The organism is Pseudomonas sp. LY-1, from assembly GCF_053502595.1.
On sequence record NZ_CP094353.1, the window covers coordinates 4671826 to 4687036 of the forward strand.

General features: G+C 53.9%; 13 protein-coding genes and 1 pseudogene. 6 read left to right on the top strand and 8 right to left on the bottom strand.

The features are described 5' to 3' along the window. Positions 1-10: 10 nt before the first annotated feature. The 4 genes from MOQ67_RS21310 to MOQ67_RS21325 all read right to left on the bottom strand — a co-directional run bounded on the left by MOQ67_RS21310 (position 11) and on the right by MOQ67_RS21325 (position 4876). Entirely contained in the window at positions 11-2203 is a 2193-nt protein-coding gene (locus MOQ67_RS21310) for a xanthine dehydrogenase family protein molybdopterin-binding subunit (protein ID WP_032902028.1), read from the bottom strand. 1 nt (position 2204) lies between these two features. Further along, a complete protein-coding gene (locus tag MOQ67_RS21315; protein WP_010562382.1) occupies positions 2205-2666 on the bottom strand; it encodes a (2Fe-2S)-binding protein in 462 nt (153 codons plus the stop codon). Positions 2667-3128: 462 nt separating this feature from the next. Then, positions 3129-4163 carry an NADP-dependent oxidoreductase gene (locus MOQ67_RS21320; RefSeq protein WP_010562380.1) on the bottom strand — a complete coding sequence of 345 codons (1035 nt, stop codon included), beginning with the start codon at positions 4161-4163 and terminating at the stop codon, positions 3129-3131. A gap of 119 nt (positions 4164-4282) precedes the next feature. Then, a complete protein-coding gene (locus tag MOQ67_RS21325; RefSeq protein WP_032902029.1) occupies positions 4283-4876 on the bottom strand; it encodes a TetR/AcrR family transcriptional regulator in 594 nt (197 codons plus the stop codon). A gap of 403 nt (positions 4877-5279) precedes the next feature. Here MOQ67_RS21325 and MOQ67_RS21330 point away from each other — a divergent pair, with 403 nt between their 5' ends. Then, entirely contained in the window at positions 5280-5903 is a 624-nt protein-coding gene (locus MOQ67_RS21330) for a glutathione S-transferase family protein (protein ID WP_169878815.1), read from the top strand. A gap of 275 nt (positions 5904-6178) precedes the next feature. Here the strand turns inward: MOQ67_RS21330 and MOQ67_RS21335 are convergent, their stop codons facing one another. After that, positions 6179-7159 carry an IS5-like element IS1384 family transposase gene (locus MOQ67_RS21335; RefSeq protein WP_010466230.1) on the bottom strand — a complete coding sequence of 327 codons (981 nt, stop codon included), beginning with the start codon at positions 7157-7159 and terminating at the stop codon, positions 6179-6181. A 376-nt stretch (positions 7160-7535) separates the two neighbouring features. On the opposite strand from MOQ67_RS21335, the pseudogene MOQ67_RS21340 reads away from it, so the two are divergent. Next, a pseudogene (locus tag MOQ67_RS21340) lies at positions 7536-7691 on the top strand (IS5/IS1182 family transposase); the annotation flags it as partial. Positions 7692-7913: 222 nt separating this feature from the next. On the opposite strand, the gene MOQ67_RS21345 reads toward MOQ67_RS21340, so the two are convergent. Next, positions 7914-8321 carry a carboxymuconolactone decarboxylase family protein gene (locus tag MOQ67_RS21345; protein ID WP_010562376.1) on the bottom strand — a complete coding sequence of 136 codons (408 nt, stop codon included), beginning with the start codon at positions 8319-8321 and terminating at the stop codon, positions 7914-7916. A 50-nt stretch (positions 8322-8371) separates the two neighbouring features. On the opposite strand from MOQ67_RS21345, the gene MOQ67_RS21350 reads away from it, so the two are divergent. Further along, entirely contained in the window at positions 8372-9235 is an 864-nt protein-coding gene (locus MOQ67_RS21350) for a TetR/AcrR family transcriptional regulator (RefSeq protein WP_448675554.1), read from the top strand. A gap of 414 nt (positions 9236-9649) precedes the next feature. Here MOQ67_RS21350 and MOQ67_RS21355 read toward each other — a convergent pair whose 3' ends face one another. Together MOQ67_RS21355 and MOQ67_RS21360 are read right to left on the bottom strand one after the other, a co-directional pair. Continuing rightward, positions 9650-11290, bottom strand: a complete 1641-nt coding sequence (locus MOQ67_RS21355) for an MFS transporter (RefSeq protein ID WP_448675555.1) — start codon at positions 11288-11290, stop codon at positions 9650-9652. Continuing rightward, a complete protein-coding gene (locus MOQ67_RS21360) occupies positions 11287-12339 on the bottom strand; it encodes an HlyD family secretion protein (RefSeq protein ID WP_050587207.1) in 1053 nt (350 codons plus the stop codon). The genes MOQ67_RS21355 and MOQ67_RS21360 overlap by 4 nt, the downstream gene beginning before the upstream one ends. A gap of 355 nt (positions 12340-12694) precedes the next feature. Here MOQ67_RS21360 and MOQ67_RS21365 point away from each other — a divergent pair, with 355 nt between their 5' ends. From MOQ67_RS21365 to MOQ67_RS21375, 3 genes are all read left to right on the top strand, one after another. Further along, positions 12695-13024: a hypothetical protein gene (locus MOQ67_RS21365; protein WP_032902032.1), complete on the top strand. Its 330-nt coding sequence runs from the start codon at positions 12695-12697 to the stop codon at positions 13022-13024. 71 nt (positions 13025-13095) lie between these two features. Continuing rightward, entirely contained in the window at positions 13096-14064 is a 969-nt protein-coding gene (locus MOQ67_RS21370) for a DUF932 domain-containing protein (protein WP_032902033.1), read from the top strand. Positions 14065-14145: 81 nt separating this feature from the next. After that, positions 14146-15150: a YqaJ viral recombinase family nuclease gene (locus MOQ67_RS21375; RefSeq protein WP_032902034.1), complete on the top strand. Its 1005-nt coding sequence runs from the start codon at positions 14146-14148 to the stop codon at positions 15148-15150. Positions 15151-15211 lie beyond the last annotated feature (61 nt).

Genomic DNA, 15211 nt, shown 5'->3' on the forward strand with positions numbered 1-15211 from the left:
GAGTAACTCCTCAAACCGGATAGTAGCCAGCACGGCTAAGTGGTAACCGACGAATGCGCGTACCGGAAGCAGCGTAGAGAGCGTTAACCAAAGCTGGACCGATCAGCGCAGTACCGGCTTCCCCGACTCCGCCCGGTGCTTCCAGGCTAGACAGCAGGTGCACCTCAACTGCTGGCGCCTCACTTATGCGCAGCTGCCGATAGTTGTGGTAGTTGGTCTGCTGAACCTGACCGTTCTCGATAAGAATCTCGTTGAACAACGAAGCAGACAGACCGAATAATGTCCCTCCTTCAACCTGCGCCAAGACCGACGTCGGGTTAGTCGCGAAGCCGCAGTCCACAACACTGATCAAGCGTTTAATGCGCAAGCCAAATTCACCCTGCATCTCAAGCTCAACGAGAGTTGCTACATAGCTGCCAAACACCGAACTTACTGCCACACCCCGACCCTGCCCAGCAGGTAAAGACTGGTACCAGTCACTCTTCTCAGCAAGTAAGCGCAGCACCGCCTGGGCACGTGGCTGGTCCGCCAAGAGCTCCAAACGGTAGACCACAGGGTCGGCCTTGGCATTGTGCGCCAGCTCATCAATAAAACACTCCAGGGCATAGGTCCCCCGCAGAGGGCCCACGCCTCGCCACCAGGACACGGGCACGACACTCGGCTCCTGGCGGATATAGCGAACCTGCAAATGCGGCAGGCGGTAGATGGGTTCCACCGCGACTTCAACGGCATCGGCATCCACGCCGCTGGGAGGCAAGCTGCCGGCATAGCGGGCGAGAATCGAGGCACCAGCGATACGGTGTTCCCAGCCCAGCGGACGCCCCTGCTTATCGAGGGCGGCTTGCATACGATCGGCATAGAGCGGCCGATACAGGTCGTGGGTCATGTCCTCCTCACGGCTCCAGACCAGCTTGATCGGGTAATCGACCTGACGCGCGATGGCCACTGCTTGGGTGATGAAGTCGAACTCCAGACGCCGGCCAAATGCCCCACCGATCAATTGATTGTGCACCTGGATTTTTTCCAAGGGCAGCCCGGTGACTTGTGCGGCCGTCTGTTGGGCGAAGACCGGCACTTGGGTGCCCACCCATAGCTCGCACGCATCTTTACGCACATGGGCCACGCAGCTCATGGGCTCAAGCGGCGAATGCGACAACAGCGCTTGCTCGTAAACGGCCTCGAACTGGCTGGAAGATCCCTGTTTGGCTTGCTCAATATCGCCTGTGCGCTTAGCGACCACGCCATCACGGCTACTTGCGGCTAGCAGCTCCTGGTCCAGTTGCTTTGATCCGATAGTAGCGTTCGACCCAAGTTCCCACTCGATCTTTAACGCTTTGATGGCCTGCTGGCAGGCCCAAAAGTTACTTGCGGTAACGGCCACGGCATTGTCCAAACGCACGATGTCGCGCACCCCTAACACCCGTCGCGCCTCAGTTTCATCAACCGAACGCAGCCGTCCGCCATACACCGGACAGGTGATGCTGGAGGCCACCAGCATCCCGGGGATTTGCAGGTCAATGGTAAAGCGCGCCTTGCCGTTGACCTTCGCGGGCGTGTCCAGGCGTTGCGCGGGAGTGCCCAACAGCTTGAACTGCTCGGGGGTTTTCAGCGGCACCGCGTCGGGCAACGGCAGCGTCGCAGCGGCCTCGACCAAATCGCCGTAGTCAGCCTGCAGGCCTTTGGGGCCAAACACCTGGCCATTCTGCGCATGACACAGGCTCGGCGCGACACGCCATTGCAGCGATGCCGCCTGAATCAACAGGATGCGCGCTGTAGCGCCCGCCCGACGCAGCGGCTCCCAGGTGTAACGGGTAGAGGTCGAGCCACCAGTGGCCTGAAACTGAAGCAGGGTATCGGTATACAGTGCGGAGTTCGGTGGGGCCTCCTGGATTACTACCTTATCCAAATCGACCTCAAGCTCCTCCGCCACCATCATTGCAATACCAGTTTGCGCGCCCTGACCCATTTCAATCTTCGGCGAGATCACCGTGACCACGCCATCTGGGCCCACCCGCACAAAGGCCCCGAACCCCTCAGCGGAGCGATCACCCAGCCGGCCTAAGGCAGCAGCCTCGGAGGCAGCGCTTTTGGACACCAACGGCGGTAGCCAGGTACTCAACACCAAGCCGCCGACCGCGATACCGCTGCCTTGCAAGAGACGGCGACGGGACATATCAACATTCATTTCGATTGTCTTCTTCATCTCACGCCTCCTCTACACGGCCAACACTGTGGATGGCTGTGCGAATACGGGTGTAGGTGGCGCAGCGACAAAGATTGCCTGCCATTGCAGCATCAATCGCCTGATCGTCTGGCGCGGGCTGGCTCTGCAGCAGAGCAGTGGCCGCCATGATCTGCCCTGACTGACAGTAACCGCATTGCACCACCTCATGCGCCAGCCAAGCCTGTTGAACGGCTTGACCGACAGCAGTCTCACCGATGGCCTCAATGGTGGTGATTGAGCGGCCCGTCAAAGCAGCAACAGGGGTCACGCACGAACGTATCGGCTGACCATCAAGATGCACGGTGCAAACGCCACACTGAGCAATACCACAGCCGTATTTTGTCCCGGTGAGGCCTAGCACATCGCGTAAGACCCAAAGCAGAGGCATATCCTGCGGCACGTCGACTTGGTGCGACTGTCCATTGATGATTAGCGTTTGCATCTTCATTCCTCAGACTAGTATTTTTAATGCCGACAACCTTAGTTATCGCTTTAATCATGTGGGTGCGGTACGGGAAGCAGGCCAAAACAGCCTCATACCTTCACGAATTAATCCGCCTTAAACGGGCAACCAACCACCCGGCCAGCGGAAAGGAGACAAGCTGGGTGATTGGTACCAATACCAGCACCTCCACCAATACCATTACTGGGAAACTCAAATCACGGGTCAGCGGGGCTAATATACTCAGCACCAACAAAAGCGTTGGGTAAAGCCCCAAGCAGCCAACCAGTACACGCCAGAACGCGGCGTTTATTTGATGCGAGCGCTTACTGCGTGCGTGCATAATCCCCCCACAGGCATTACTTGTACTTAGTGGCCTGGATCTTTTTAAATAAAAAAGCCCTACCAGCAAGGAGCTTGAGCTGGCAGAGCAAAAAACACTGTCATTCCAACAACAGGCAATCAGTCTTCACTTACCCGAACCACTAGCTTGCCAAAATTACGCCCCTCTAGCAGGCCGATAAAGGCCTTAGGCGCCTCCTCTAGACCACTCACCAATTCTTCACGATACTTAATCCGGCCCTGCGCAAACCAGCTCGACATATCGTTAAAGAATTCGTCGTAGCGGTGCGCGTAATCATCAAAAATAATGAAGCCTTGGACTTTAATACGCTTACGCAGAATAGCCCCCATCAAGGCAGGCGAGCGATCTGGCCCGTCGGGTAAAGCGGTATCGTTGTAGTGCGCAATAATTCCGCAGACCGGCACTCGGGCCTTGGCATTGAGCAGCGGCAGCACAGCATCGAAGACTTTTCCACCGACATTCTCGAAGTAAATGTCGATACCCGACGGGCAGGCCTTGGCCAGTTGCTCGGCGAAGTCCGGCGCTCGATGATCGAGGCAGGCGTCGAAACCTAGCACCTCGACAGCATGCCGGCACTTTTCCGCCCCTCCGGCCACACCGACCACGTGACAGCCCTTGATCTTGCCGATTTGCCCGACAGTCGCACCGACCGGCCCGGTAGCAGCCGCCACCACCAGCGTTTCACCCGCCTGCGGCCGACCAATATCCAGTAAGCCCATGTATGCGGTGAAGCCTGGCATTCCAAATATGCCCAATGCATAAGACGGCTGCGCTGGCGAATCGCCCAAAGGGGTCAGGTCGCTGCCATCGGACAGCGCATAGTCCTGCCAGCCACTAAAAGACAGCACCCAGTCATTCACTTTATAGGCATGATGCTTTGAGGCAACCACACGACATACAGTGCCCCCCACCATTACTCCGCCCACTTCGACAGGAGGGGCATAGGACGGCGCATCACTCATGCGACCACGCATGTAAGGGTCTAGCGATAGATAGATAGTGCGCAGAAGTACCTGCCCCTCTGCGGGTTCAGGAATTGGACCTTGTTCAATAAGAAAATTCGCTTCGACAGGCGCACCATGTGGACGCGATGCCAGAACAACGCTTCGATTGATTTGCTTTGATTGAGACATCTTCACACTCCTTGGATGGCGGGGAAAAACAACCGCATCAACGGAAAAATTAGACCAGTCTGCTATTTTTCCCATAAAAAAGCCACCCTACCGAGGCAGGAGGGTGGGCGATCTCGTAATCACGCCTCCTCAGGGACCAGCATCATCAGAGTAGTAGCCATGGCATTTTCTAGCGACCGACTGTTACGGTGCAGCTTGCTCAGCAGGCTTGCACCAAGCCAAAGCTGGTATAGCGCCAAGGCCGTTCGGTAAGCATCACCTTGCGGCAAAGAACCGTCTAGTTGACCCTGCTCAAGACAGCCAGAAATACGTTCAATTATCTGATCTGTTCCGTCACGGAGAGTGAGGCGCATAACCTCCGAAAGATCTGCAACCTCAGCGCTCAGTTTAACTACAAGACACTTTTGCTCATCGCAGGGCTTACAATAGCTTTCAAGCCACTTCTGCCAATATCCCATAAGCCGCTCACGGGCTGTATTGCCGGTAGCGGCAAATCGTTCATCCATGTTCGCCAGATAATTGCGAAAGTAATCCTCGAGCAAGCACTGCCCGTACTGCTCCTTGGATTTGAAGTAATGATAGAACGAACCTTTTGGCACAGTTGCGGCTTGCAGAATCTCGTTAAGCCCAACACCCGTGAACCCCTTAACCACCATCATTCGGTGACCCGTATCGAGCAAATGTTGGCGCGTATCATCGTAACGTGGTTTCATCAGTGCAAGCTACCATAAAATAGACCAGTCGTCTATGTGAGTTTTATGCTCCAGAGATTGTAGCAATTGTTGATGGCCTCCGCAGGTATAAACACTAACCCACGCTCGGCATCCTCATAGCGCCGCAGTACACGCAAAGAACCAATCCTAAGCCTCCCAAAGCTCCTTGGATTTCAGTGGGCGCACTCCTCTCTCGCTAGAAGACAAGCATCGAGATGCAGATCTCAAAGGACTCGGAGCGGACCGTAAGTGCTATCGGAGCATTCAGCCCACCAGAATAGTAGACTGGTCGCATATTGACAGATACAATTTCTTGCCTACTCGTTGCGAGTCCGCAAATTACCTATCGATAGCCTCAGACAATGCACATTTCCCTTACCGAGATCACTCAGAAGGCGTAAAAATGATGATAAAACTTCACCACCTCAATGACTCAAGGTCGTTTCGTATTCTGTGGCTGCTGGAAGAAATAGGCCAACCATATGAAATTATTCGGTATCAGCGTGATAAAAAAACACATCTAGCCCCCGAGACACTGAGGGGCATTCACCCCCTAGGCAAATCTCCAGTTATCGAGCTTGATGGAAAAATAATTGCGGAGTCAGGCGCGATCGCAGAAATCCTGATAAAAAAATTCGCACCTCATTTAGCACCAACAGAAAGCTCTGCAGAATACCTTGACTACTTACAATGGATCCATTTCTCAGAAAGCTCCGCAATGCTTCCGTTCTTACTGAAAATATTTAATGAGTTTGAAACACAATCTGGAACCGAACTAAAATTCCTTAACAACTACGCCGAAGCTGAATTCAATAAAGTTTTTTCCTATCTAAACAACCACTTGAATAACAAAAAGTTTTTAATCGAGGAGAGACTCACAGGAGCAGACTTCATGCTGGGATTTGTGGTAAAAGGCGCGCTCAACCTGCTCAAATCCAAGAGCGAATTTCCACATATTGAAACCTACATTAAAAACCTTGAAAACCAGAAAAGTTACAAGCTAGCGCTGGATATAGACGCGAAGTGAGTTTAGCTTTTTAACAAATAGCTGTGGCAGACTCTCAAACTGCCATGGCTCTCACCATCATGAAGCTAAGACCACCAAAGCTGACATCCTTCAAGTGACGGAACACTGGAGTGATGATCAACCTGCTTAAGGATGGTCTGAAGTAGCCATGTATTTCCCCGGCATACCACCTAGCGCAACTTTTAAACTCGCCAAATGATCAAAAAACAATCAATTCGACGAGTATTTCTTACGTTTTCGCCACCCGGACCCCACTCCGGTGGCCATTTCCCGCATTACAGGCGCACCTCTCCTGCATTCGTCAGTAAATGTCGGCGCGCCATCCACAGGTTCGACAGAGCGAACAGTGTCACCAGTTGCGCCGTGTTTTTGGCCAAGCCGCGAAAGCGCACCTTGGTGTAACCGAACTGGCGCTTGATTACCCGGAACGGATGCTCGACCTTGGCGCGCACCTGAGCCTTGGCCTTTTCAATCTTGCGCTTGGCTTTGTACAGCACGCTGCGCTTATCGAGTTTTTTGTAGGTGCTGCGGCGTGCCGCCACCTGCCAGATAACTTCACGTCCTTCATGCTCGGGCCGCTTTTCGACACCGGTGTAGCCTGCATCGGCGCAGACCACGTTTTCGTCGCCATGCAGCAATTTGTCCACCTGGGTGACATCCGCCACATTGGCCGCCGTGCCCACTACGCTGTGCACCAGACCCGATTCGTCATCGGCGCCGATGTGGGCCTTCATGCCAAAATAATACTGGTTTCCCTTCTTGGTCTGGTGCATTTCCGGGTCGCGCTTGCCGTCCTTGTTCTTGGTCGAACTGGGCGCATTGATCAGCGTTGCATCGACGATGGTGCCCTGGCGCAGCGACAGGCCGCGGTCGCCCAGATAGCCATTGATGACAGCGAGGATGCCGGCCGCCAGCTCGTGTTTCTCCAGCAAGCGGCGGAAGTTGAGAATGGTGGTTTCGTCGGGGATGCGCTCCAGGTTCAGCCCGGCAAACTGGCGCAGGATCGTGGTTTCGTACAGCGCTTCCTCCATCGCTGGATCGCTGTAGCCGAACCAGTTCTGCAGCAGATGCACACGCAGCATCGCCATCAACGGGTAGGCCGGACGGCCACCTTCACCTTTCGGATAATGTGGCTCGATCAAAGCAATCAAGCCCTTCCACGGCACCACCCGATCCATCTCGATCAGGAACAACTCCTTGCGGGTTTGCTTGCGCTTGCCAGCGTACTCGGCGTCGGCGAAGGTCATCTGCTTCATCGGGAAACTCGGTGGGTGGGGTCGCGGTATTTTGCCAAATCAGAAAGTCTTTTTCAGAGTTTCCTTAAAGCTTGTCAGTAACCAGGCTTAAAAATTTACTCAGCTAACGATGAATACGGCTGTTACGTCAGAGCCAGACCGGGCGTCGCTTCGCAGCTACACAATAGCAAGCACAGGCTTACATGTTGGAGCTTATTGAAAAATGACCCAAGAAAGATTTATGTTTTTGTTTCCCAGTGGCAGTGGATAAGCTTGGCAGTAGTATCCCGATTGAAGTCGCATCGACACCCACTGCAGGTAGGCATGCGATTCAGAGCGACGTATATAACGAGCCTACAGAAGCGAGCGGTAAAGTAATTTTGAATAAGTTCTAACACCCTTTCCAATGATCAATAGCCAGTTCAGTTTTGTGAAAACACGCTTCCCTAGCCTGGCAAAGGACACGGCACATCTGGCGACGCGATTTGCAATGTCGAATCTGTGGATGGCATTCCGACATTTAGCGAGCGATACAGGAGAGGTGTGCCTGTAATATAGGGAATAGCCACCGCGAGGTTCTCACGGCGGCTAATAAAGATAGGAATGAGTGAGTGATCTGAGCGTTTTGGATCAAATCGGCACTTTCAAAATTGAAGGCAGCCGAATTTTACAAAAAAATATGGCTACCTCAGACCACCCCTAGCCGGGCCTTCCAAACATCGCAGAGCCTTGTTTTATTCTCGAGCTCCCTACTAAAAAAGCAACAGATAACACTTTAAGCATCGAGCACTGCAAATACTTCTCCAGCAGACTGAATCGCCGCTAGTGCAGCAGGAACTCCGGCAGCTATACCTATTTGGATAATTGTGTCAATAATTTCCTGACGCGAAACACCGGCACGCAAGGCTGAGCCAATTCGCAGTTTCAGAATGGGAGCAGCAGTTGCTCCTAGCGCAACACATCCAGCTACCATAATGAGTTCTCTGGTACGCAGATCTAACGAACTCTGCCCATAGACATCGGCAAATTCCCACTCCATAACAAATCGGCCTATAGCAGGAGCAAGGTCCTTTAGCCCGTCCAAGAATTCACTAGAACGCAGCCCAGTGATCTCCTCAAACGCCGCCTGGCCAGCAAGGAAACGCTGATCGTTGACTGATACAGTTTCGGGGGCTTTAGCCATTACAGAAATCCTCCTAATTGATTTGAAATGCGCTTCAGTTTGTCCGCAACGTGAATAATTACCGGATGGTAATTATAGGGCAAAAAATCAACCGATCAATAGTTATTTACCAATCAGTAATTAGCGAGCGTGGTGCGACATTTCACTGCAAAGCGTCCCACCTTGTTTACCAAGCGATTGTCTATCGTTATGCTGAAAGCATGATCAGATCACCACAATCGAAACGCAAATGTGCCCCCACCGAGACGATCGACGACTCCTCGAGGCCAACGCCAAACAAACGCAAACGCATGCCCCCCCAAGAGCGTGAGAGGGAGATTATTGAAGAGGCGGTACGCTTTTTCGCCGAGGTCGGATTCGAAGGTACCCTACGCGAGTTAGCCGAACGCCTTGGAATCACACACCAGAACCTGTTTCGTTATTTCGCAACGAAAGAGGCGTTGATAGATAGAGTGTACCAAGAGGTCTACCTTAGCCGCTGGCAACCTGAATGGGAGGCAATGCTAAAGCAGCCTGGAAAGACCTTGGAAGCGCGATTAATCGACTTTTACAAGGCATATTTGCCTGCGATCTTTCGATATGACTGGGTTAGGATTTTTATTTTTGCAGGACTCAAGAGCGTCGGCATCAGTCAACGTTATCTTTCCCTAATCCAGACCAAAGTGATCGAACCAGTGGCGATGGAATTACGTGAGCTTTCCTGCGAAAAGCCACCCGGTGAGACCTTATCGTCGGCTGAGCTTGAAGTTGCATGGGGATTACACGGTGAATTATTTTATCTTGCCCAACGTCGCTGGGTATATGACATGACAGTTCCGGAAGATCTGGATCGTTTTATCGAAATATCTATCATTCGCTTCCTGCATGGAGCACCTGCTGCCATGCAGGCATTGACGCGCGACGGAGCTAACTAAAAGTTGCGACGCCAGCTCACACGATTAAATCGTCCCGCTCACGCGCACCGCCAATCACTCCGACGGCTCCTATAACAGTACCGTCGCGAAGCAACTGTATTCGCCAAGAATATATCGCAACTGCCCCCCCTCCCCGTGCGAACTATTTATAGCGAAGAGTGGTCCGCCTGACTGAATATATCGAGCCAGATCTAAAGGGCTAATACCGAACTCACCAATCCGGATATGCGCGATTAAATCCCCTCCAGCGTCCTCCACCGCAATCCTCATCGGCTGATTGATTCGCTCAGTCTTAAATTGCGCCGCCGCAATAGACTAAAGGGCATTATTCAGACTCAACATCAATGAAGTCCTTTGAGTATGGATACCATTAAATATCATACACTCTGGCGAGAGTGCTAATAGGCACGGTACTCAAGCGTGGCGGACATTAGAACTGGGATGTCCCGATCCGTAGGGCATCATAAATGCCGCCAACACTGCACCTATTAATGTAACCACAGCGATCGCTGCCAAGGTATCGGCATGCGCCAAAATCTGAGATTGAAGCCGCACATTACTAGCTAGTAGATGCAATGCCTGTTCCGTCGCCTGATCACTGCCGCTGGACCGTATACTGACTGCCGATATAAGGGCATCCAGCCTCGCTGAAACAGCGGCCGAGGATGTGCTCACATGATCCATAAGTACATTAGATCGGGTTTGCTCACGTACTCGATCCAAAGTGCTAACCCAAGCCAAACCCGCCGTACCGCAGATACTGCGCATAACATTGAATGCCATAGCAGCATGCAATCCCTCGCGCGGCAAAAGATCACCAACATACAAATACAGCAGTGGCAACAAGATCAGGGGCAGCCCTAAGCCCTGCAATATCTGCCCAATGCGCAACTCATCGCCCTCCCATGAGCCGTCGATGTTCAAGCTGTCATGCAGAGCACCCGTGGCGACCAATACGCCCCCCAATACAAGTAAACGACGGGGACCTCCCAACCATTTCCTATCCAAGCACACTACCGCGCCCGCAAAACTAATCAATTGCGGCCAGCCTGCATCCCACAGCACCGCTCCCAATTCGCGCGGATGATAGCTGTGTATCTGTATAAGGAATTGGGGAATCACATAGCTGCAACCTGTCACAGCGACACTGAAAGGCAAAATTCCCAAAATGCCCAGTACTATATTGCGTCTCGACAGCAGTTCTACATTAAGCAGGCGATCATGCCTCACTCTGACCACGTGATATATAAATCCGCATATGGCAACCGTACCGGCGAATAGCAACACTCTAATTGGGGTTGCCTGTAACCAATCAAGCCGATTACCCTGATCGAAAGCACAGGCGAGCATGCCGAGCCCGCCAACGAACAGGAGCATTCCAAACCGATCCATATGAAGCAAAGGCCGCAAACGCAGTCTTTCGCGCGGCAGACCATAGAAACCCGCGATCAATGCGAATATGCCAGGCAGAAGGTTTGCGAGAAACAGTGCGCGCCATCCCCACTGGTCGAGCAGCCAGCCTGTGATTGCAGCGGCCAACTGCGGGGCCAGAGTCGAGGCGGAGGTATACAGTGCCAAAGCAAGAGCACGATGCCTAGCCGGTAGAGTTCGCAATAGCGCAACTATCGCCATCGGTAATAGGACCCCGCCGGCCATACCCTGTGCAAAGCGAACGATGACCTGAGCAGCATAAGGAGGGCTGAACGCCATTAATACCGAGGTAGCCATAAAGAGCAACGTTGCCCCTAACAACACCCGTCGAAGTGATAACGCAGTTGCCAACCAGCAGCCAATCACCACGCCGACTACATCTCCAGCGGCATAAGCTGAAGAAAGCAAAGTACCTTCGTCAACCCCCAGGCCTAAACCACCCCGTACATCGGCAAATCCCAGCACAACGTATCGGGCACCGAGCACGGTCATCCAGGCTGCAGCAATAGCGGCCACGCAGGCCGAAAAACGCCGACGATCCCATCGAATCAAAGATCCGGGAAAAAGTCGCGACTTCAGCCGACTATTCACTTCTGATACGGCAAGGCCTAAAGAGTCACTCACACCCGCCCTCGCAGCCAGCCGGTTAACCAATCAATAAAATTTCCTGAACTCAGTCCGGTTGATGTGTGAATGGTCGTAGTAACGGACATACCCGGGAGCAGAGAGGACTGCGAATCCTGACTCGGGTCAAGTGTGATCTTCACCGGAAAACGCTGAACTACCTTAGTGAAATTACCTGTCGCATTGTCGGCTGGAAGCAAAGCAAACTGCGCCCCGCTGGCAGGCTGAAGACTGTCAACCTTACCTTCGAATGCTTGGCCAGGCAGACTGTCAACCAAAATAGTAACGCGCTGTCCTGGGCGTATATGCGTTATCTCGCTTTCCCTAAAATTTGCGACCACCCAAACATGTGGCAGCGGAACTACATCGGCGATCAGCGTTCCGGTGCGCACATACATACCAGGACGCACATGACGCTCGCCAATGACGCCATCAACCGGAGACGTGATACGTGTCCAGCCAAGATCTATATTGCGCAGATTCAGACTCGACTGTGCAGCCTGAAGATTGGCTCTCGCCTTGTTTATACTCGCATTGCTCATTTTCTCCCGCTGTTGCGCCGCCATCCACTCGGCGCGCCTCTGGGCAAGATTAGCGCTCAAACGCTTAACGTCTGCATCAATACCATCAACCTGCTGGCGAGACACCGATCCACTTGGCAGTAAAGCATGATAGCGACTGTGATCAGCAACTGCGCGATCCAACTCAGCGTGTAAAGCCCGTAAGGATGCCGCAGCCGCTTCTACTTGAATCTGTTGATATTGCTTTTGGCTGAGAGATTCGACCAGCGCGGCAGCGGCTAAATCAGACTTAGCCTGAGCTTCGGCAACCTTTTCTCGATAATCAGCATCCTGCACTAATGCCAACAAATCGCCAGAACGCACTCTCTGATTGTCGCGGATCGGCACATCCACGAGATATCCTTCAACGTGTGATACTAGCGGGGTCAGATCGGCCCGGACGTAGGCATCATCAGTAGTCACACTATCCCTGTACGGAATCGGGTACCAGACTGCCACCGCAGAAGCGAACAGCACGGACGATGCCATAGCGAAGCGCCTTGACATTCGCACTCTGGTTGTAACAAGCGGCCAACCCACTATTAACGCCCATCTACTTTTTATTCTGCGACGAGATCTGCACGTCGCATCCCCACTTTTTGCCGCAGATTGTCGGAGCATCTACAATCACCATTAATTACCATTTGGTAATTATAGGTCTTGAGATCGGCAAGTCAACCCGAGTTCAGTTACCGCAAGCACCAGCTGTTACCGATCGAAATCACATCCGAAAATATTTCAGATCTATATCACCTACGTGAACGCCCCACGGTATCGACTGCTGTCGGGGATTTGGCGTGCTCACTTTTGGCTCAGCACGCTCATCACTGGAGAGGATCTGCGTATGTATAACCCGTGCCCAAGCTGTAACTCTGGACGCGTCGTCACGAAAAATATCGGTAAACAAACGGGTGGATTAATTGGTGCGGCAGGCGGTGTGGCCAGCGGTGCCGCCGGCGCCCTTTCAGGCGCAGAAGCCGGCGCGGTGCTGGGAGTAGTCGGCGGGCCGGTGGGAATCGCTATCGGCAGCATCGCCGGGGCGATTTTGGGTGGTCTGTTCGGTGGGGTCGCAGGTGGCATTGCCGGGGCCACGCTGGGCGAGCAGATCGATGAAAAAATCCTTCTCAACTATCAGTGCCTGGCGTGTGGCTACAGCTTCAGCGTCAACCGTTAAGTCGTTGTGAACAGGCGTCGTTGGTTAATGAAACGACGCGCTTTTCCCTTCATTCGCAAGGAATCATTCCCATGGCTCATCTCGTTGAACAAATGGCTTACGTTGGTGCCACGCCCTGGCATGGTCTGGGCAGTCGCCTCTCCCCCAAACAACCGCTCGAAGTCTGGCAGCGTGAAGCGGGTATGGACTGGCAGATTCAGGAAAGCCCGGTCCATTTTAAGTCTGACGCCATCGGGCACCTGGGCTCAATTCATACCTTCCCTGAGCAGAAGGTGCTGTATCGCTCCGACACCAAGGCCCCTCTGTCGGTGGTTTCTCAGCGCTACCAGGTCGTGCAGCCGCGTGAGGTCTTGGAGTTTTATCGCGATCTCACCGAAGTCTCGGGCTACGAGCTGGAAACCGCGGGAGTGCTCAAAGGCGGTCGCAAGTTCTGGGCGCTGGCCCGTACTGGGCAAGGCACGACGCTCCGTGGTAACGACCAGGTGAATGGCTACCTACTGCTGGCCACCTCCTGTGATGGCACTCTGGCCACCACAGCGACCCCGACCACCGTGCGCGTGGTCTGCAACAACACCCTGACCATCGCTCTGGATGGCACCACCCGCGCGATCAAGGTACCGCACAACACCCGCTTCGATCCGCAGGCGGTGAAAAAGCAGTTAGGCATCGCCGTTTCACAGTGGGACACCTTCATGCATCGAATGCGCACTCTGTCTGAACGCAAGGTGCAGTGGCATGAAGCGATGGGCTTTTTCATGAGCGTTGTGTGTGACGTCCCCCCCAATAGCAAACTGCCCGAAGTCCTGCCGAACGAGCGCGCATTGCGCAAGGTTCAAAGCCTATACGAAGGCGGAGGTCGCGGCGCCACGCTGGAATCGGCCCAAGGAACTGCGTGGGGCTTGCTCAATGCGGTGACCGAGTACGTTGATCACGAGCGACGTGCCCGAAGTACTGAATACCGCATGGACTCGGCTTGGTTTGGCCAAGGGGCTCTCATCAAACAACGCGCCCTGCAAGCCGCATTGCAACTCGCCGCCTAGCTCCACTCACTTAATCAACTATTAAAGCGCCTGGTCAGCTTCTGCTGGCTGGGCGTTTTTTATGCCGCACAGGAAAACATCATGCACACACAAACTCTGCAACACCCGAGTAACAAACCCCGTCCCGCCTTACGCCTGGTGGGGACCAAACAACTGCCGCGTGAGGACTGGTTGGCAGTTCGCAAACAAGGTATCGGCAGTTCGGATGCCGCAGCAGCCGTCGGACTTAACCCATATAAATCCCAGTTGGAGCTGTGGCTGGAGAAAACTGGGCGTGACACCTCACTGCCCAAACTCGATCCACAGGATGAAGACAGCCCAGCTTACTGGGGCAACATTTTGGAGCCTATCGTGGCGACGCATTACAGCCGGCGCAGCGGTCATCGGGTCCGCCGCATCAATGCGGTGCTGCAGCATCCTGATCCAAAACTGGCCTGGATGCTGGCCAACATCGACCGAGAGGTGATCGGCGCGCCAGAGGTGCAGATCCTCGAATGTAAAACGGCCGGTATCAACGGGGCTCGCCTCTGGAAAGAAGGTGTACCGGAGTATGTGCAGTTGCAGGTCATGCATCAGCTCGCCGTCACCGGCAAGCAGGCGGCGGATGTGGCGGTACTGCTCGGTGGCCAGCACCTGGAGGTCCATCGCATCGAACGGGACGAATCGATGATTGCTCGGCTGATCGACCTGGAGCGGTTGTTCTGGGATTACGTGGTCAGTGACACCCCACCACAGGCCGATGGCACGGCCTCAGCAGACGCGGCATTGCGCTGCCTCTACCCCGAGGATAACGGGCAGACTCTGGACTTCAGCCAACAAACGGAGTTGGCCAGCACCTACCTAGAGCTCAAGGCTGTTCGCCAGCGCATTGCTCAGCAAGAGACGCGTGAGGCGCAGCTCAAGCAGGTCCTGCAGCAGGCCATGGGTGAAGCCACCCGTGCAGAGTTTGCGGAAGGCTACATCAGCTGGAAGAAGTCCAAAGACAGCCTTGGTCTGGATGTCGAACAGATGCTCAAGGACAAACCCTACCTGCAGGCCCGCTACCCCAAGATCAAAACAGGCAGTCGCCGCTTCCTGATCGGCTGAATCATCCCACTCACCCACGCCACCCGGACCGTTTAGGTCCCGGTGGCTTTTTTATTTCCGG